A 20,167-nucleotide genomic window follows, 5' to 3' on the forward strand; every position below is an offset into this window, starting at 1 on the left:
CTCATTTTGTTCTTATTCCTTGGCTGTATTCTGAATTATTGTCTTAACTTTATACGGAAATTGCGCACGGCGTACCACTCAACGTGAAATAAAAAATAGGTATTAAATAAGGGAGGTTTTAGGTACGAAGGGGTGATGATTTCAACACATTGTTTGTATTACTTTAAAAAACCTATGCACCACAAGGAGAAACTCTTTGCCCTTATGTTCAAACGTCATTACGACGCAATGTACCGCTTTGCATTCTCTTTCCTACGAGACTATGAGGAGAGCAGAGACGTTGTAAGCGAGGTTTTTGCAAGGCTGTGGGACGAGGGAACGGCGCTAAAGAAGGAAACGCAGCACGCATTTCTGCTCTCATGTGTACGAAACAGGTGTCTCAACCTGATCGCACGGAAGGGAAGGGACGAGAAACTAAGGAAGCTGTATCCAATGCAGCTGTCGAACGTCGTCGGGCCGGATGACGAGGAAGACAGGCGCATCGAAGAGCTTCTAAATGCCATAGACCATGACCTAACACCGCAGGCAGGGAGAATACTGAGAATGCGTTACGGAGAAGGACAAAGCTACCGTGAGATCGCAGAGGCGCTAGGAATAAGCGTTTCGACTGTAAACAAGCACGTCGTTCAGGCACTAAAGGAGCTGAGGGCAAAATTCTCAGGCCACCGAAGAGGCCACCGCGACAACAACAAGACCATACAATGAATAAGAAACCAATCCACCATATTATGGAAGATAACACAAGACTCGAACGGCTACTGCAGCTTATCGAACGGCCGGAAGACTTCCCTGAAAGCATCAAGGACGAGCTTCTCGAAGACGATGAGTGCAGGGAACTTTACGAAAAGCTCTGCGAGGTACGACGTGCCATGGCAGCAGAGCAAGTGAATAAGGAAGACCACACGCCCGATGCCATGAGGGAATGGCGACGTTTCAGACGAGCGCATGTGACGCACCGGCGCAGTGCATGGAGAGTGGCGGTGGTGTCCGTCGCCTCTCTGGCCGTGGTATCGGTGCTGGCTTTCGCCATGCTTCATCCCAAAGGGAAGGACAATGACGCACATGACGGCGGGGGAAGGCCGGAACAGGATGTACGTACAGCCTGCAACGCCACACCCGACGACACGGCGGGAACGGCACTGCGCACGGCCATGACTCGCCCAAGACCGTACATATACGACGACGAAACGCTCGAGAACATACTCGGAGACGTGGCTTCGGTATATCATGTCGGAGTGAGATACGCACGGCCGGAGCTAAGGGCAATAAGGCTTTATCTCAGATGGAACAGCGGACAGACGATCGAAGAGGTGGTGGCTCTGTTCAATCATTTCGAGAACATACGCCTTTCTCTCACCGGGGATACAATCGTAGTGGAGTGACACAACGGGGGTAGCACTTGAAAAACAAAGGCAGACAATGAAAAAGTTAGCACTCATCCTGTACATCATTCTGAGTTCAATAACGGCACATCCGCAGCGAGTAAGCCACGTCTTCAGGGGAGAATCGCTCGCAGAAGTGCTCAAAACATTAGACCGAGAGTCAGACGAATACCGCATCAGCTTCATATTCGACGAACTGGAAGACTTCGTGGTAACAACCTCTTTCAAGAACAAGACCATTCCCGCAGCCATTCGAGACGCGGTGGGATTTTATCCCATACGGATCATTACCGACGACAGCGGGAGCAACATTTTCGTGGAATGCACACAGAAAGGAGGGAAGAGGCTCATCGGAAGGATCGTAGACCAGTACGCACAGCCCGTAATATACGCAAACATTGCGCTGCTCAATCCCGAGGATTCAACCCTCGTAACCGGAGGGGTGAGCAACGAGAGCGGAGACTTCGTAATACCGACAAGCAGATCGCAAGTACTCATGAGGGTGAGCTGCGTGGGATACAGGACGCTGTACCATCCCGCAGAAGTGGGAGCCGTAGGGACCATAAGGATGCGCACAAGCACGGTACCCGTGAGAAACGTGACCGTAAAGGCCCACAGGCCCGCATACAGAATAGGAAAGGAAGGACTCGTGGCAGGGGTGCAGGGAACGAATCTGAGTCATGCAGGGACGGCCGAGGATGTGCTGGGAATGCTGCCGGACATCACCGCTGAGGACGGACACATCGCTGTGTTCGGAAGGGCGGGAAGACCGGTGATATACATCAACAACAAGAAGGTGCTCAACAGGGACGAGCTCACGCTGCTCAAGTCGGAAGAGATTGCCAACGTGGAGGTGATTGCCAGCCCCGAAACACACTACGGAGCGGCGGTGACGGCGGTCATCAGAATCAGGACGGTAAGGAAGAAGGGAGAGGGATGGAGCGGTGCTTTCGAGACCGAAGCACGCATGGGAAGATTCGGAAGCGGGAACGCGAATGCAAGCATGAACTACAGAACGGGAGGACTGGACGTGTCGGGAAGCATGACATGCTCGATGCTGCACCGCAGGCAGGAGCAGGACACGTACTGGGACATAAGGGGGATCGTTGAGAAAAACTCGATGCTCTGCTACGACGACAGAACATCGAAATTAGGCGGGAGGTTCCGTGTAAACTATGAATTTTGCAGCGCACACTCTGCCGGAATTACCTGCCACGTACGACGCATGCACTCCATAGGACAGGGAAACAGCAGAATAAAGGGAAGGCAGGAGGGAGGTACAGCCGAAAAATACATCAACAGAATGTCGATAGACCGAAAGGGAAAGACCATGCCCACGATATGCATGTACTACAACGGGACTGTGGGAAGGATAAACATAGACCTCGACGCAGACTTCGTGTATGCGCGCAACAGGATCGGAAACGGGGCACACGTGGAGAAAAAACAAGGAGTGTATGAGGTAAACTCGCTGAACAACAACTGCACAAGGATGTTCGCTATCAAAAGCGTGATGGCATATTCATGTTATAAGGGAAAGGCAAGCGTGGGATTAGAGCATGTAAGAACGATAAGAAGAAGCATTTTCACCGGTAGCGGGGGAATTGAGGCCATTTCAGACGACGAGATAAGAGAGAACACATCGGCCATGTTTGCTGAATACGACCTCACTGCGGGAGATTTCTCGGCAGCGGCGGGCATACGATATGAGCATACGGGGACGCAGTACTACCGCTTCGGGGTGTTCAGCCACGAGCAGAGCACCAGATACACAGGATGGTTTCCGGCGCTGTCGGCGAGATATTCCAAAGGAAAAACTTCGTGCCGCATGGGATACACTACGGGAACGCAGAGACCGGCATACGAAAACCTCACGGGAAACAGGCTGTACGAAGACGAGCATATCTACGAGGGAGGAAACCCGCTGCTGCGATTCTCGAAGATACACACGCTCTCGCTGGAGGCACAGCACGGGGGTATCACAATGCTGTGCACATATGCCGACGTGCACAACGACGTGGCATGGGTTGACCAGATATACGGAGGAAAGGCAATACTGTACACACCTGTGAACATTCAAAGAAGAAGGAACCTGCACATCATGTTGACATATTCGGAGAGAATAGGAAGATGGCATCCAAGATACAGCGCAGGAATGAGCAGGCAGATATTCGACCTTTCACAAGAAGGTATTACAGCACGGCTCAACAAGCCATACTGGACGTTCAAGTTCTCAAACACGTTCTACCTCCCCGGAGGAATACATGCGGCACTCAGATACGACTGCACAACGGCCGGAAACGAAATCACCACATACAACAGGGCAAGGCACGAACTCTCCTTGACAATGCACAAAACATTCCTCGCAGACAGACTCAGCGTGCGGCTCAAGGCTGCAGACATGTTCAAGACGTACAGAAACAGCGCAATATACAAAGGGGCTTACATGACCGTAGACCGCAAGGCGTACATGGACACGAGATGCATAAGCCTTACGCTATCATACCGTTTCAATACCACTGACAGTAAGTACAAAGGAACTGGAGCAGGAGCAAGCGAAAAAGGAAGAATGTAGAAAAAAGGGAACCTGCCAACCTACTTATGATACCGTAAAGCTGTTTTTCGGGCACACACACCATGTATCTTCAATAAAAAAAGGCAGTGCAAACAGAACATTATACAGTCCTATCCACACTGCCCGCTGTTTTAGAGAAATAATCCCTTATTTAATCGTTATCCTCAAAACCTTGTTAACTGCCGGAACAGGGAATTCGTTTCCGACTTTGCTAATTGCTTTGCTTTCTGCTTGCGGTGTTCCGCCAAAAAGAGCCTGACGGTTACCGGCGCCGGGGAATTGGTCTACACCCGTTCCGGAGTCGAACAATGCAGTTGTGCCAGTAACATTACCACTCATCTTAGCAGAGAGTGCCCGCTCATTAGCATAAAACCAGTCGTTGGAGAAACCGAACATAGTAACGAAAGCCAGCTTGTCTGTATCATCCGCTTTATACTGTGTCGTCACCTTTTCTCCCGGGCCTACAGGAGCCTTGCCTGCAAGATATACGCCTTTCACATTCTTCATTTTCTTCAAACTTTCCTGCAATTTGCTTGCATCACCCTTTTGAGAAAGTTCTTTCAAGCCCATGCCGTTATCTTTCTTACCAAGTTCGAAGATAGGATTTTTATCGCCCTGATACACCACAACAAGTACAGGAGAGATGCCGGTAATGATACCTGTATTGGCTTCTACCTTAGCTTTCAGTTTATCGATATTTCCCATTTGAGCGATATCCGTAAGTTCCGGATTTGTTCTCTGGCCCGGAGTAAAGAAAGGTTTATCGGCAAGAAGTTTCTTACCATCGAAAGTCGAAACCGCCCATACGCCCGGTGAAAACGGCGTTTCGTTCTTTGTACCGCCCGAAACGTTCTTTATCGTGAGCGTAAACTCGGAGGTCATTTCCTCGTAAGCCAGCATTACATTCATCAGCTTAGAAGCATCTACTCCACTTACTTCCATAACCGGCCTTGCCTCACTTGCTCCTGTTTCATCGTTCTTTGTACCGTTATCCCACAATTTCATCTGCGAAGAAACATCGCCGGTCATAGCCTTACCCTTATCGTCGAACAGTTTTATGCCCGGTTGTTGCGAAGCGAAAAACCAGTCTTTCGAGTTTCCGTACATCGTGGCAAACATCAGTGCCTGTCCTTTTCCGGCCTTGAATTTAAAGCTGACACTCTGTCCGGGCAGAATAACCGGGAGCTTAACATCCTTACTGCCCACACCTTTAAACGTGCCACTCTCTACAAACATCTTCGGCATAACGATGTTTTCCACCATCAAAGTACGCATATTGCCCGAAGGAGCCTTCGTATCATCGTCCTTACTGCAGGAAGTGAACGAAAATGCACTTGCCAACACCACAGCCGACAATGCGGCTCTAAATAGATTCTTTTTCATAAATTTTGAACTGTTTTTTAAAATATACATTATAATTACTTATTTAGTGGGGAGACTCTCTCTCCGTATTATTCTTTCCGTTTGCCCTTCACACCCGAATTACCGAGCAGCATCAATCCAAATCCAAGGTACGCAAGGTCTTTTAAAATGAAGTAGTCGGTTACGAGAACACCATCTTTTACTCTCCACATCTCGGGCGTAGAAAACAAGAAACTGAGTGTTATAAGAAATGTGAAGACTATTCCCAATCCGGCATACTGTTTCAGAAAATGAAATTTAACAGATAACAGAAGTACGACAGCAACTGTTATTTCGATCGTTCCTACTACATCGGAAACTGCTTGCACACTAAATATATCGTACACCCAAAAGGTAAAAGGATGGTGCTCAAGCAAGGGCCTGATGGCAGCAGCCTCGGTTGGCGTGAATTTAAAAAGACCTATCCATAAAAGAATAACGGCTGTGCCGAACAGGGTAACATAGTACCCGAGTTTATATATTCCGTTGCCCGAAAGCAGATATTTTACGTTGTTCATCTTGTCAGATATTCATAAGTTATTTACTGTTTGCAAAAACTCTTGAAGAGATTTTCTGCACTTATGGTCGGAAACTTATTTGAATCCTGACAGAAGAAATACGATCAAGAAGATATATTTTTTCTCACTTTATCCTTAAATTGCTGTATTTCAGTCTTTTCGAAGTGCAACTTTTTTTTGTCATCCATAGTTTTTTTCGTAAGTAGACGGTCTATCTGTTCCACTTTCTTCGCATAAGCAGCACACCATTTGCACACCGAAAGGTGCATACGAAGACGAAACCTTTTCACGAATGAGAGGCTGCCCGCCCGCTCGCATTCTATCTGCAACGGCACATGGCTGCAGGGCATAATGACGATATGAATCAGTTTACTGATCAATGCTTTCATAATTTGTCGAACCAATTTAATTCTATACATTTCCTTAATTGCATACGGCTGCGTTGAAGTATCTTCCAAAGATTAGTCGTGGCAATATCCAACTCCTGACACACTTCTTTGGTCTTTTTCTCTTCCAGATAGTAAAGTCTTACCGTAGTCTGCCATTGCGGGGGAAGAAAACCCAAACACTTGTTTAGAACACCCGTCAGTGCATTCTGCTCATCCGGCTCGTCGAAACTTTGCGACCAGTCGTGAAGAACAGTATCATCCGTCCACGCTCCCGATTTATCGAAAAACTCCGGAAGACTTACACAATCGGGCTTTCGGTATCTGTCTCTATAAAAATCTGCCGTTTTGTTCTTCAGTATGTGCTGCAACCACGTCAGCGGAGAGCTACGTCTTTCGAAACTACCATGAGCGGCAGCCGCAGATATGAAGACCTCCTGCACTAAATCCATCGCATCTTCCTTATCTCTTACCATCGATAACGCCCTGTTCAGAAGAGGTTCCGAATAGAGTTCGATCCATTTATTCAATTCTTCGTTTTCCTGTTTCATATACCCTAAGTTTTTAACGGGCACTGCCCGCGGAAAATATTTTCAATATTCGTGGCCGAAGTTGCTAAAAAGCAAGACCGGCAAATGCACTGCTATCGTAAAGACAAAGATGCCGCCAAACGGAAAAGGCCCGCTGTCGGATGACGATAGACATGCCGGATAAAAAGAACACACCATACGTCTATCCCGAAAAGAACATACGCCTATCACAGACACATTATGTGCTCGAAATTCGTCTAAAGCCTGTAAAAACGAACCATACATGATTTCCTGCAAAAATAGGATGCTGCAAAACGCTGATTACTGTTCCTAAAATCCGTTCTTCCTCTCTTAAACAAGACAAGAAAGATTGTATAATTTGGGAAACAAAGTTAGTACTTTTCCCAAATTACCTACTACTTCTTTACGTTTTTTAGATTTCCGTAACCTTTACTATAATAACATAAGTTCTTTTCTACCGATAGTATATGCCGGTTACAAACAACAAATTACAAAGACACTGGCAGACGATAATAAAAAAATAAAACTATATTGTCTGTGTTATCTTATCATGAACTTACGTATGTATCATATCGTTAGTTTAGCTTTTAACCTAATGTCTTCCGATGAACTACCTATCTGTATTTCAAAATCTCCAGCCTCTACAACACGCTGCATATTTCGGTCTGTTATTGATAAATCGTCTTTCATCAGGATGAAGGTTATCCGTTTGGTTTCTCCCTTTTTTAGATGTATACGCGCAAAATCTTTCAGTTGTCTGACTGGTTGTACAACCGATGCCACTTTATCGCTTATATAAAGCTGCGCTACTTCGTCGCCATCTCTTTCACCGCTGTTTCGTATATCAAACGACACCTCATATTCTTCTTCCGATTTCTTGGTAATATTCAAATGCGAGTAGTCGAACGATGTATAGCTTAACCCATATCCAAAAGGATAGAGAGGGGTAGATGTCATCTCGACATAATTATGCACAACAGGACGTTTCTTGTTATAATATACAGGAAGTTGGCCTACACTTCTTGGAACAGTTATAGGCAAACGGCCGGCCGGATTGTAATCTCCGAACAGCACATTGGCAATGGCATTGCCCCCTTCCTGCCCGGGATAATAGGCTGTAAGCAAGGCATCGGCCTGCTCGGAAGCCCATGTTTTATCGAGAGGACGCCCTTCGATATAGACTACAACCATAGGTTTGCCTGTTTCTTTCAATGATTGCAGCAAACGGCTTTGAATACCCATGAGAGACAGAGATGCTCGGTCAAACCCTTCGCCGCACTCCATATCACTCATAACTTTACTGCTTGTAATTGCCGCACCGGTTTCTTGGTAATTTGTTTCGAAATCTCTGGCACTGGAACCGCCCACAGCCACAACTATAACGTCAGCTTCTCGCGCAGCTCTGACAGCTTCTCCGATTTCATTAAAAACTGTGTCGCGTATCGAACATCCCTTTACATAGGTTATTTGAGACGGCGGAAGTTTCGACCGTATTCCATCAAGAATGGTCTTTACATTGCTGGTCTGCTGCGGTGCCGTGTAATCGCCGAGCATGTTATATCTGTTATCTGCATTTGGTCCGATAACCGCAATTTTAATATTCTTACTTAGTGGCAACAGATTATTCGAGTTCTTTAAAAGCGTTATGGATTCTTCTGCGACACGTCCTGCAACTTGAATATTCCCAGCCGTTCTTACACCTGTCTTTGCTATTTTAGGATTTACATACGGGTTTTCGAAGAGTCCCATTTGTATTTTCATTCTCAATACACGCAACACAGCTTCATCGATAGCTGCTTCCGAGACTCTTCCTTGGCGCACGGCATCGCATAACAGAGCAAAGGCATTGGCACCCAAATCTACATCGACACCAGCCCTAAGGGCTTCAATACCCGCCTCTTGAAGTGAAGAAACGGTGTGATGAGTTCCGTAGATACCGTCTATACTATATAAATCAGACACGACAAAGCCCTTGAAGCCCCATTGGTTACGCAATATTTCTGTTAAAAGATGCTTATTAGATGTGCATGGTATGCCATCCATAGAATTGTATGAAGTCATGACAGACAATGCGCCGGCATCGATTGCCCGACGAAACGGAGGCAGAAAATTATCCAGCAAATCGCGTGTTCCGATAATCGAAGGCGCGCCGTTTTGCCCGCTTTCAGGTACTCCATAGGCAATGAAATGCTTCAATGTAGCTATTGTGGCAAAGGGTTTTGTTATATCGCCGGCTCCTAACCCTTTTACTTGGGCAGCCGCTATGGTACCGCTTAATACAGGATCTTCCCCCATGGTTTCTTCAACACGAGACCACCGCGGCTCACGAGCTAAGTCGAGAACGGGCCCATAACTGATGTGTCCGCCTTGTAGTCTGATTTCTTTCGCGATGACAACACCGGCTTGTTCGATAACATCTGTAGACCATGTTGCAGCCATACCCAGTCCGGTAGGAAACACGGTAGCCCCGATAGCCATGTGCCCGTGGGGTGCTTCTTCTGCTAAAAATAGAGGAATGCCAAGACGGGTATTTTCTATAACATATCTTTGCAATGCATTTCCGGCCTTTGCAGCCAATTCAGGATCGAGTCCGTTGGCTAATGTTTTCTTAGTCCACGGATCGGCACGAAAAGTTGCCCATAGCATTCCCATCTGCTTTTCCTGCAATTCTTTCTTGAATTTCTGGGAAACTTTGACAGCTTTACCATCGATGTAATAATAATCCCAAGCAAGCGTACATAATAGTTGCCCTACTTTTTCTTCAAGTGTCATCCGCTTGATAAGGTCGTTTACTCTGACTTCTACAGGCAATGCGGGATTTTTGTAAGGCAAAATGTTTTTGCCTGCCATATTCATGGCACAGCATAAACATATTATCAGATTTAGTCTTTTGGATATTGCATTCATAACTATAACAAAGACAGATGTAAAAAAGAATAATGCCATTGCAACTTGTAAAATGGCTATAAGACAACAACTTCGTCGACGAAAAACCATGCAGGATACCCCACACCATAATGCCAAGAAGGACATTGCCCAATGCCTTTGATTTTTACTTTGATAAAACGCGCCTCGATATTTTCTTTTGCAATTATTTTTCCACTTACAAATTTAACCGCAATATCTCTGTCTTCATCAAATTTAAACGTGCCGATTTCGGTAAAATTCTTATTGTCATCGGATACGGCATAGCTCCCTCCTGCAGGTAAAAGTATCCAAGCACCCAAGTGATGCAGGAAGTCTGTTTCGATTTGACGGAACGATTTCTTTTCTCCTAAATCAATGATAAACTCGGCATCAGTACCTTCCCAGCCAACCCAGCTCTCCACATAAGATGTTCCTCCATACAGTCCATCCGTCAAAGCATGATCGGCAATGGGTTTATATCTATCTGTCGGTGGCGCAATCCAAACAATCTTAGCCCCCAATGCCTTGTTTTTCTCTTTTTGAGGAAGATAACGTTTCTCGTATAGCTCGCAATAATCTGCACATTTGTTGTTTCGTTCGTTGATAGTCGGAATATTGTATGCTGCAGTTCTTTCTTTAAACAATGCCAGATTTTTATATGTTTTTCTTTTATCGCCATTCGGATTAGTACGGTCTATTTCCAACTCGGCATACTGTAAGGAAAGCCTTGCCAGCCTTACTCTCTGTAATTTTACCGAGTCATCCATAACAGCTTGTTCCGCCAAATCATACAGTTCGTTGTAGGTTTTGAGCAAAGGTTTGTTCAACATTCCATTTTTATGAGTAATAGGCGAGTCATAAATCCACAGGTCTTTCCTACTTGCCAAGAGGGCTCCTTGCATAATTTTATGATACCTATAAAGATAAGGTGTCGCCTTACCATAATACCCGTTAAGGAATGATAGCATCAGAGAATCTGCATTAAGATAAGGGTTCCACATCAGTTTTCCCAACACATAAGCCCGCATTTCTGCATAATCGGTGCCCTTTGTTCCATTCACTTGTTCAAAAATCATTGTGGCATGCTTCTCCTTGAATAGTTGCATGTTTTTCTGTAGAATATGGAAATTGGGGAAAGGAGAGATTACATTGTCGAAGTTAATGCCATAGTCCCACACGAATATATTATCGGATATCTTGGACCAACCATCCAAAGCATCTACAAATGCCCGACCGGAAGCATTGTCTGTTAACGGAACCTCACGCCTACAGTCTATACTGCAAAACATGATATTTACATTCGGCAAAGGTTTTACATGTTTAGGAGGCTGCATACTATACAAATAAGCAAGCGTAGATATTTCCTTGTCCGGAAATCGTCGGGCAAGTTTATTCATAAAACGAATGATTGTTCCGGATGGAGAACCTTCATAATCATCGACAGCTTTACAGCTTGTGCAGGAACAATTAGTATTGTTGCCGTCGTTCTGACTTACAGATATCATCTTCATATCAGGATTGCTTTTGAAGATGGAGTCTATCTTCTTACATGCTTCTTCAAAAACATCTGGATTGGTCAAACACCATTGCGAGTGTTCGCCCGGTTGTCTTTTACCGTTAATAAACGAATAATATTCGGGATGCTGTTTGCCATATACTGCAGATGGAAGTATTCTGTTGAACGTATGAACCCACATGTCAGCAGCGAATAAGTCTCGATGATCTTCCAAAGCAAACCAATTTTTATATATCAGATCATCGTTCCCGTAGCTATAGGTCTGGCGAAATCTGAAAGCGGGCGTTTGATAAACAAGAATATCTTTCAGACTGATATCCTTAGATTTTGTCAGTGTATAAGCGTTATAAGCATAATAATTCACACCCATATATTTTTCCAACAAATGAACTACGCCATATATAGCCCCTTTCCCTCCCCCACTGAGAATAGAAAGTTTGTTACCTCTACAAATAATTCCAAACCCGTCTTCATCCACCATATCCGTTTTTTCACCGATAATAATACATTTAGCATTTCTCTTACTACCAAAATGTATGGGCAGTTTAGTTCCCGATATCCGTTCGACAAAGATATTAAGTAAGTCTGCCGCTTCTTTATTTACAGCAGTTGTTTCATCTTGACAGATGATTTCCGCTTTAGGTTTACCATCCTTTACTATTTGGAATTGGGCAAAGATTGGCATATTAACGAAAAGCAATAAAACAATAATGTATAAAACGGAATGTCTTTGCATACATAGATATTTTTTGATTGAACGGGGACAAATCGGGCAATTGAAAATTATCGAATGATTATCTTCTCGTATTTGGGAGACTCTCCATCATTGATCATTCTCCTTGCTTTGAGCATAACATAACGCCCTACTGTCGGTGTGAAGAACAAATCTTGCATGACAGGGTTGTTACGAATGTTTGAAAATTCCCCATCTGCCACAAGTTGCATATTATCGGGTGTCTCACCTACATAAATTTCATAATTGGAAATAATGCCATTTGTCGTCGGTAAATAATGGAAAGAACGCACTGTTTGTTTAGAACCGAGGTCAAACAAAATAACATCAGGCTGCTGAGAAGCAATATCAACGAAGTCAAATCCTTTAATTTCTTCAGTTTTTATTACATAATCTTCTGTTACATAAGGGGAATAATAAACACCAAGTTCATTGATGCAGAGGCAAGCACGGGCATCGAGAAACCTAATTCGAAGTGCACGAGTCTCTATCGTTTCGAACCTTAATAAACGCTTATATCCTATTGTTGTCGTTTCTTCATTTAGTTTAACGGGCAGCCAATCGTTACCGGATTTGTATTCAACAATAAAAGATTTAACACGTTGTCCGAGCGGAATATACTCTTGCAGCTTCATCCGATTGAGCTTTGTCCGATGCTTAAAAACGATATCCAATTCGGCTTTCACGACATTATCATTTGTTGCCCAATAAGTATCATAATTGTTATCTGTCAATGATTTTACGGAAAAGTTCTTTCCGCGCGTATTGGAAGCCTTGATTTTAGCTCGGGTAAGAAGGTTATCGGCCATCTCGCTTGCAATTCGTTTATAGAAACCTACGGCATTGGCAGAGTCGATCGGGTGGATAAGTCCCTCTTTATTTACAGGGAAATTCAACAGGAATGTCGCGTTATGCCCCACACTGCGATAATATATATCTGTAAGCTGGTCTACCGATTTTACCTTTCCGTCTTCCTTCTCATGATAAAACCATCCCGGACGTATCGAGACATCACACTCTGCTGCTACCCATGTATCGCCGTCGGGATGCCCCGTTTGCAATTCATAATATTTCTCATATCCGGGATAAACGACATCTTTGCGAAGGAAAGACCAATTGGTGGCAAACGCAAATCCTTTTTCATTACCCACCCACCGGCATCCCGGACCACCATCAGAAAAGATGATTGCATCGGGTTGAGTCTTGGCAATCAATCGATAGGCACGCGGAAAATCATAATAAGTGCGCCGGTCTATGGTTCTATTTTCCTTGGCACCAGCATACCATCCGTCGCCTCCATTGGCTCCGTCAAACCATACTTCAAAGATATCTCCATATTGCGTTAGCAGTTCTTCAAGCTGGCAATAGAAGTATTCTACATATAACGGGGTGCCGTAAAACCCTTGATGCCTGTCCCAAGGGGAAAGATATACGCCAAGTTTCAGCCCATATTTACGACACGCTGCTGCCAATTCGCCCAAAATATCGCCTTTCCCGTCTTTATAGGAAGTATTGCGAATACTGTAATCTGTATATTTTGTGGGCCACAGACAAAATCCGTCATGATGCTTTGCAGTAAGGATAACGCCTTTAAAACCTGCATTGGCAAGCGTACGAACCCATTGTTCGCAATCGAGTTTCGTAGGATTGAATGTTTCTAACTTAGAGTCTCCGTATCCCCACTCGCGGTCGTTGAACGTGTTCAGACCGAAGTGAATGAAGCCATACGTTTCCATCTTTTGCCATTCTACTTGTGCCTTGGACGGAATAGGATAACACGGAGCAGGAGCATTATTGTCGTTTGCTCCATAAATAACGGTTACGCAGGTTAATGCCAGTGCTATAATGTAATGTCTGTTGGTCATATCTTCGCTTTGTATAATGTTTTCTTCAACTGCATTCTATTGAATAATAATATTGTCTATATAATAAATCGGTGGCTCTATCTCTTCCTCACAGCCAGCTTACGGCGGATTTTTTTCTTGGTTAAACAGGTTACAGTCGGACAGGTTACGATACTCCTCCACGCAAAAACTCAACCGTTCAATATCTTTAGCTATCGACAGATCGGAATATGTCATGTCGTCCTATGCGAATTTACCAGCATCATTCGTATCGATATGCAAACCGATGTTACGCCATTTTCCTTTTCGATAATGCCCCAGATGTTTCTTTAAAAGGAACGAATGTTATATACTTTTTAGGAATGCCAGAATAGTGTTCAGAAATAAAACATCTGCTTTTCAGGATGTAATAAAAGGGTGTAAATCACGCAACTCGTTGATTTACACCCTCATCTTGCGGAAAGAGAGGGATTCGAACCCCCGGTGCGTCTCCGCACGCCGGTTTTCAAGACCGGTGTAATCGACCACTCTACCATCTTTCCTTTTTACTTTTTTCGAACCTTAACGGCGTGGTCTAAAGCGTTTGCAAAGGTACATCGATTTTTTGACACTTACAAATATTTCATCCGTTTTTTAAGTATTGCCGTACTATAATTTTGTTTTTACGCCAACTTAGCTTAATTTTGCAGCATGATTTATCCGCATAATTTCGAACAAAAAATAGGGTTTAACGAAATCAGGGCGTTGCTCCGCGAACGCTGTCTGTCAAGTTTGGGTAAGGAAAAGGTAGATAATATGGCGTTCACAACCGATCCGCACGCCATCAACGAATGGTTGGAACAGATCAAAGAATTCAGACGTATACTCGAAGAAGCCGACAACTTCCCGTTACAGAACTTCTTCGATGTGCGCGAAAGCGTATCGCGCATACGTCTCGAGGGCACGCATTTAGAGGAACAGGAGCTATTCGATCTACGCCGATCGCTGGGCACTATCCATCTTATCGTTACCTTTTTACAGGCTTCAACGCCACAAACAACTCTCTCTCCTACCCCACACGAGGCACAAAAAGATGCGGAAGATGTACAAGAGAAAAGTACAAATAAACTATATCCGGCACTGTACAAGCTAACCGAAGGCGTGACAACATTCCCGCAACTGATACAACACATCGACCGAATACTCGATAAATTCGGCCACATACGTGACGGTGCATCGCCCGAACTTGCCCGTATCAGGCAGGAATTATCGCGCACCGAAGGCTCCATCTCGCGTACCTTACATAATATATTGCGCAATGCGCAGAGCGAAGGTCTTGTGGAGAAAGACGTTACACCAACCATGCGTGACGGTCGACTGGTCATTCCCGTGGCGCCGGCACTTAAACGCAGACTTCACGGAATAGTACACGACGAGTCGGCCTCGGGCAAAACAGTCTTCATAGAACCCACCGAAGTGGTAGAAGCCAATAACAAAATACGCGAGTTAGAGGCTGATGAACGCCGCGAAATCATACGCATTCTTACCGATATGGCTAAGCTGTTGCGCCCTCATGTCAAAGAGATGCTCTCCTCGTTCGGCTTTCTCGCCACGATAGATTTCATCCGTGCCAAGGCCGAAACGGCCAAACTCATGAATGCTTTCGAACCGGTAGCGGTCGAATATCCCCATATCGACTGGATCAGAGCCGTACACCCACTGCTACAGATGTCGCTGCAAAGGCAGGGAAAGCAGGTAACACCACTGGATATCATGCTCACCCAAGAGAAACGCATCCTCATCATATCCGGCCCGAATGCCGGCGGCAAGTCGGTTTGTCTTAAAACCGTAGGCCTACTTCAGTACATGTTACAGTGCGGACTCTCGGTGCCCGTAGGCGACAGGTCTGTCATGGGGGTATTCCAAAACATCATGATAGACATCGGCGACGAACAGAGTATCGAGAACGATCTGAGTACCTATTCCTCGCACTTGACGAACATGAAAATAATGATGAGGCAGGCTGACGGCAATACATTGCTGCTTATCGACGAATTCGGTACGGGTACGGAGCCACAGATAGGCGGTGCCATTGCCGAATCCGTATTGAAACAGTTCTGCAACAAGCAGGCCTACGGCGTGATAACCACCCATTATCAGAACCTGAAACACTTTGCCGACGCCCACGAAGGTGTGGTAAACGGCGCCATGCTTTACGATCGAAACGAGATGAGAGCACTGTTTCAGCTGGCCATAGGTCAACCCGGCAGCTCTTTTGCCATCGAAATAGCCCGCAAAACGGGCATTCCGGAAGTCGTAATCAGCGATGCTTCCGAAATCGTAGGTTCCGATTATATTCAGAGCGACAAGTATCTGCAGGACATAGTTCGTGATAAACGCTACTGGGAACATAAGCGTCAAACCATTCATCAGCGCGAAAAAGAGCTGGAAAAGACCATTGCCAAGTACGAAACAGATATTGCCGACCTTACGCAGAGCCGCAAAGAAATCATGCAAAAAGCCAAAGAACAGGCCGAAGAACTGCTGCGCGAGAGTAATAAAAAAATAGAAAACGCGATACGCCAGATACGAGAGAACCAAGCAGAAAAGGAAGAAACCAAGCGCATACGCGAAGAACTCAATGCTTTTAAAGGAGAAATAAGCAATATAGACGCCACGGCGAACGACGAAAAGATAGCACGGAAAATAGAACAGATACAGCGTCGGAAAGAGCGACACGAAAAGCGTAAGAAAGACAAAGAAGCCGAAAAGGCACGGCAGAAAGAGGCTGCAGCGCTGACAACCGCACGCCCTACCGCCGATGCATCTATTTCCGTGGGCGACACGGTGCGCATCAAAGGTCTTTCTTCCGTGGGGACGGTCGAGACTGTCGACGGCAACACGGCCACCGTTATATTCGGAGACATACGTACCAAAATGCGTACAGAGCGGTTGGAGCATGCCGATACGCCACGCGAAGAGCCTGTACGTTCCGCTCGAACGAGCCGTATAACGCGCGAAACCATCGAAGAACGGCAGAAAGGTTTCCGACAGGATCTCGACGTACGGGGCATGCGTGGCGACGAGGTCATACATGCAGTGCAGTATTTTGTCGATGATGCCATCCTTGTAGGCATGTCTCGCGTGCGTATCCTGCATGGCAAAGGCAACGGCATCCTGCGTCAACTCATCCGCGAATATCTCTCTACCGTTCCCAATGTCACCGCCTATCGCGACGAGCACGTGCAGTTCGGAGGCGCAGGCATTACGGTGGTAGACTTTTAGCCCCACTCCTCGAACTGCAATAAAAGCTTTATTTCGGCAATAGTTTATCTCTATTTTCCTCTTACAAGGCGAAAACGGGGATGCTACATATAATATATTCTCCCTCAAAAGCCATTAACTATTTATCATCCGTCTTTCATCCTTTATCCCTATTTAAAATCTATCAGAAACTCGGTAAGGCTTTGCGTTTCTTTTATCTGCAGCTTACGGCGCAGACGATAGCGCGCTCCTTCAACGCCACGTATCGTTAAACCGGTGAAATGAGCTATGTCTTTCGTGCTCAGGTTGAGCCTCAACAGCGCACAGAACTTCAGATCGGTAGCCGTAAGCGAGGGATACTGCTCGCGCAGATGACGGAAAAAGTTCTTGTGTATCAGGTCGAAATTCTCACGATAGATATCCCAATAGGCGTCGTTATCTATGTTATCCGTGATGTGGAGCAGCATCCTAACGATGTCTTTATTACTGTTCGAGCGCATTCCCGTGCCCTGCAACTCCTGTTTGATGTCGGAAACCTGACGACGATGCCTAATGCCTTCCATCGCCAGACTGGCAATTTCGCGCCCTTTGTCTTGCAACTGTTGCTCTAAAAGCATCTTCTGCTGCTCCTCTATAAGGCTGCGTTGTTCGGCCATTTGCAGGTCTTGACGCATCTTTTCGGCCTCCATAATGCGGGCACGGCGACGAAGTATGCGCCCCGTACTCCATCTGACGTAGGCATAGACCAACGCACCGAGCAGAAGAATATAAACGATGAAAGCCGGAATAGAGAGTAACAACGGGCGCGGATAATGGAATTTATAGACGACGGAACCCACTGTTTTTCCGTTGATATCTACCGCCTCGGCGCTGAATGTGTAGCTGCCGTACGATAAACTGTTATAAGTTATCTGGGGTAGGTCCGATGTTGTTTCCGAACGGATGCCGCCCCCGTCGAGACGAAACACAAACCGTAGCGGCTCATTATTATAGTTTGAATACGACAAACGCAACGTTACATCGCCGCTCGAAGACGGATTACCGCTTACAGGCATAGGGTGCACCACGTGATCTGCAGTAATATATTGCACCCCAACCAGCCGTAGAGCAGTGCGAACAGGCGACTTTTCGAAAAGTCTGCCCATATTCATGCAGCCCACTCCGCCATTCATACAGAAGTAAGCTATGCCATCGAACATGCGCACATTGTTCATATTGTCGCCACACTCCATGCCGAAAAAAGCGGCGGGCACATAGAGCAGCTTTCTGAAACGGCCGTTGTGCCGCTCTATCAAGGTATATCCTTTAGGCGAAGAAAGCCAAAATTGCGCATTATCTATTTGTGTTGAAGATATTGCATCGGGCTCCGCAACGCTGTCGAGTGCCTCGTACGGAACGATTTTATTACTGTAGTCTGTGGTGTAGAGCTTATGACCGTCGCCGAAAACAATCTGTCCGAGCACTCGCATCACGTGTATCTGCGAGCCTCCGCCTGCCCTGCCAAGCGAGGCAATGTAGCGTACCGACACCACTCTATCCATATTCTCGTTGAGTTCGATACGGTAAAGACCTTTGTTCATATGGGCAGCCCATATCATTCCATTGGCATCTATCTCGAACTGTCTTATGGGTGCCATGAATCCTTTTACACCGTTTATGAACTTCCACCGCCCCCCCTCCTGCCGGTATATGCGCAGTTCAGCATAGCTGGCTTCTATAAGATAATCGCGTCCGTTGCCCGTCAAATAACGTCTGATGGCCGTGCTGCTAGCCTCGCTACTGCCCGATACGGGCGTTGCCGACAAGTTCTCGATGAGCTTTGTGCCACGATTATTGCCCACGATAAGCTGGTTTCCGAAAGCCGATATGTGCCAATTCTGCCCTTCGGTGCCAGCAATAGGCGTCATCCGGCTGCCGTCATAGAGGTATGTATATTGGTTGGTAGCTATGTACATACGGTCTTTCGAGCGGTAAAAGTCGTACACCATGCCGAGCGAAGAGCCCGAATGAGTGAACAATCCATAGGGAGAACCGCTGTGTATGAGGGCTATACCGGCATCGAGAGCAGCCCATATATTGTTATCACGGTCGCAAAACAAGCGAAGCACAGTGTTGTTTCGCAGCCGATTGTCGGTAGAATAATGCCACTTAGTCTTACCGTCGAGACTTATTCCATAGATACCGTCGAGAATTGTTCCGATAACGATAGTAGAATCGTTTGGCGCAATTACCGCCCTGTTTATCTGTGCCCGACGCAGCGACATATCGTCATCGGCAGCCATTTTCCGTGTGTTTTTCCCATCGAAAACATACAATCCGTGGAACTCCGTGCACAATAAAATGCGCCCATCTTGCAATCGTAATGCCGATACTACATTATCGTTGCCCACCGAGATGCGGGGTACGATTTCGCGATAGTGCCCGCCTTCCAGCCTGCAGAAGCCGCCGTTGATGAGCTGTACATATATTCTGCCGCCGATGTCGAAGAAATATAACGGCAGCCGATGTGCGTCGTAATGTGCACGAACGGTATGCCCGTCGTACTCGAACCACGAGCAAAACGACTGAAAACATATCTTTCCGTCGGCCGTCTTCACTATGTTCCAAATCTCATCATTATGCGGCTTGTAGCCTTTGATACGCTTCCAAAGCGAGGTATAGTGCAGGTTTCCCAACTCGTTATGCTCAAAGTATCCGAACTCTTCGTACGAACCTACGTATAATCTGCTGCCATCTGTCATAAGCGAACGTGCGATTGTGTTTTCGGGCAGCGGTGTTTTAGTCCAGTTATATCCGTCGTATGTAAGCACTCCTTCGTTGTTCCCTATGTACATTTCGCCGTTTCTACCCTGCGCAATCGCCCAGTTTTGCAGCCCTGCCCGATAGTCCAATGAAGAAAAGTTGGTGATTACCGGCACGAAATTTCTGCCCTGTACCCCGATTAGGGCACACATCACAAAGACTATATTGCAAAGGGTTCTTGCCATAAAACGGTTCAAGTGTTTTCGTATCCGGTATATGTATTCCAATTACATGCACCATATTCTCGGCTTATACGCGGCATGTATTCCGATTACATGGTACATATACGTTTGCAAAAATACGATTTAA

Annotated in this window: 12 protein-coding genes and 1 tRNA gene; 4 read left to right on the plus strand and 9 right to left on the minus strand. The window is 45.9% G+C overall.

Annotated elements, in window-relative coordinates; genetic code table 11:
* The first annotated feature begins 135 nt into the window (after window positions 1–135).
* The 3 genes from BN3912_RS00665 to BN3912_RS00675 are packed head-to-tail and all read left to right on the plus strand — an operon-like array spanning window position 136 to window position 3,957.
* A complete protein-coding gene (locus BN3912_RS00665) occupies window positions 136–705 on the plus strand; it encodes a sigma-70 family RNA polymerase sigma factor (protein WP_230204604.1) in 570 nt (189 codons plus the stop codon).
* Window positions 702–1,382, plus strand: a complete 681-nt coding sequence (locus BN3912_RS00670) for a DUF4974 domain-containing protein (RefSeq protein ID WP_023983769.1) — start codon at window positions 702–704, stop codon at window positions 1,380–1,382. The genes BN3912_RS00665 and BN3912_RS00670 overlap by 4 nt, the downstream gene beginning before the upstream one ends.
* 37 nt (window positions 1,383–1,419) lie before the next feature.
* Window positions 1,420–3,957 carry an outer membrane beta-barrel family protein gene (locus tag BN3912_RS00675; protein ID WP_023983770.1) on the plus strand — a complete coding sequence of 846 codons (2,538 nt, stop codon included), beginning with the start codon at window positions 1,420–1,422 and terminating at the stop codon, window positions 3,955–3,957.
* Window positions 3,958–4,104: 147 nt separating this feature from the next.
* On the opposite strand, the gene BN3912_RS00680 is transcribed toward BN3912_RS00675, so the two are convergent.
* From BN3912_RS00680 to BN3912_RS00720, 8 genes are all read right to left on the minus strand, one after another.
* Window positions 4,105–5,340: a spondin domain-containing protein gene (locus BN3912_RS00680; protein ID WP_023984977.1), complete on the minus strand. Its 1,236-nt coding sequence runs from the start codon at window positions 5,338–5,340 to the stop codon at window positions 4,105–4,107.
* A 68-nt stretch (window positions 5,341–5,408) separates the two neighbouring features.
* Window positions 5,409–5,876 (minus strand): DUF417 family protein, encoded by a 468-nt coding sequence (locus BN3912_RS00685; RefSeq protein ID WP_023984976.1) that lies wholly within the window; start codon window positions 5,874–5,876, stop codon window positions 5,409–5,411.
* A 104-nt stretch (window positions 5,877–5,980) separates the two neighbouring features.
* Entirely contained in the window at window positions 5,981–6,265 is a 285-nt protein-coding gene (locus tag BN3912_RS00690; protein WP_023984975.1) for a hypothetical protein, read from the minus strand.
* A complete protein-coding gene (locus BN3912_RS00695) occupies window positions 6,262–6,813 on the minus strand; it encodes an RNA polymerase sigma factor (protein WP_023984974.1) in 552 nt (183 codons plus the stop codon). Before BN3912_RS00695 ends, BN3912_RS00690 begins: the two co-directional genes overlap by 4 nt.
* A gap of 567 nt (window positions 6,814–7,380) precedes the next feature.
* Window positions 7,381–9,720 carry a glycoside hydrolase family 3 N-terminal domain-containing protein gene (locus BN3912_RS00705; protein WP_036859968.1) on the minus strand — a complete coding sequence of 780 codons (2,340 nt, stop codon included), beginning with the start codon at window positions 9,718–9,720 and terminating at the stop codon, window positions 7,381–7,383.
* A gap of 56 nt (window positions 9,721–9,776) precedes the next feature.
* Complete coding sequence (locus BN3912_RS12135) at window positions 9,777–11,921, minus strand: DUF4838 domain-containing protein (RefSeq protein ID WP_230204606.1); 2,145 nt, start codon at window positions 11,919–11,921, stop codon at window positions 9,777–9,779.
* 98 nt (window positions 11,922–12,019) lie between these two features.
* Window positions 12,020–13,834 (minus strand): alpha-L-fucosidase, encoded by a 1,815-nt coding sequence (locus tag BN3912_RS00715; protein WP_023984971.1) that lies wholly within the window; start codon window positions 13,832–13,834, stop codon window positions 12,020–12,022.
* Window positions 13,835–14,270: 436 nt separating this feature from the next.
* Window positions 14,271–14,355: transfer RNA gene (locus BN3912_RS00720), tRNA-Ser, on the minus strand.
* 148 nt (window positions 14,356–14,503) lie between these two features.
* Here BN3912_RS00720 and BN3912_RS00725 point away from each other — a divergent pair.
* Window positions 14,504–17,077 (plus strand): endonuclease MutS2, encoded by a 2,574-nt coding sequence (locus BN3912_RS00725; RefSeq protein WP_023984969.1) that lies wholly within the window; start codon window positions 14,504–14,506, stop codon window positions 17,075–17,077.
* 149 nt (window positions 17,078–17,226) lie between these two features.
* On the opposite strand, the gene BN3912_RS00730 is transcribed toward BN3912_RS00725, so the two are convergent.
* On the minus strand, window positions 17,227–20,043 hold the full coding sequence (locus tag BN3912_RS00730) for a hypothetical protein (RefSeq protein ID WP_023984968.1): 2,817 nt from the start codon (window positions 20,041–20,043) through the stop codon (window positions 17,227–17,229).
* Between the last annotated feature and the right edge of the window lie 124 nt (window positions 20,044–20,167).

Origin of the sequence: Prevotella phocaeensis (genome assembly GCF_900065875.1) — a bacterium.
Taxonomy (GTDB): Bacteria; Bacteroidota; Bacteroidia; order Bacteroidales; family Bacteroidaceae; genus Prevotella; species Prevotella phocaeensis.

Bases quoted from the DNA above. Each gene is read 5' to 3' on its own strand.
- BN3912_RS00665 (WP_230204604.1), top strand. From the start codon at position 136: ATGATTTCAACACATTGTTTGTATTACTTTAAAAAACCTATGCACCAC.
- BN3912_RS00670 (WP_023983769.1), top strand. From the start codon at position 702: ATGAATAAGAAACCAATCCACCATATTATGGAAGATAACACAAGACTC.
- BN3912_RS00675 (WP_023983770.1), top strand. From the start codon at position 1,420: ATGAAAAAGTTAGCACTCATCCTGTACATCATTCTGAGTTCAATAACG.
- BN3912_RS00680 (WP_023984977.1), bottom strand. From the start codon at position 5,340: ATGAAAAAGAATCTATTTAGAGCCGCATTGTCGGCTGTGGTGTTGGCA.
- BN3912_RS00685 (WP_023984976.1), bottom strand. From the start codon at position 5,876: ATGAACAACGTAAAATATCTGCTTTCGGGCAACGGAATATATAAACTC.
- BN3912_RS00690 (WP_023984975.1), bottom strand. From the start codon at position 6,265: ATGAAAGCATTGATCAGTAAACTGATTCATATCGTCATTATGCCCTGC.
- BN3912_RS00695 (WP_023984974.1), bottom strand. From the start codon at position 6,813: ATGAAACAGGAAAACGAAGAATTGAATAAATGGATCGAACTCTATTCG.
- BN3912_RS00705 (WP_036859968.1), bottom strand. From the start codon at position 9,720: ATGAATGCAATATCCAAAAGACTAAATCTGATAATATGTTTATGCTGT.
- BN3912_RS12135 (WP_230204606.1), bottom strand. From the start codon at position 11,921: ATGCCAATCTTTGCCCAATTCCAAATAGTAAAGGATGGTAAACCTAAA.
- BN3912_RS00715 (WP_023984971.1), bottom strand. From the start codon at position 13,834: ATGACCAACAGACATTACATTATAGCACTGGCATTAACCTGCGTAACC.
- BN3912_RS00725 (WP_023984969.1), top strand. From the start codon at position 14,504: ATGATTTATCCGCATAATTTCGAACAAAAAATAGGGTTTAACGAAATC.
- BN3912_RS00730 (WP_023984968.1), bottom strand. From the start codon at position 20,043: ATGGCAAGAACCCTTTGCAATATAGTCTTTGTGATGTGTGCCCTAATC.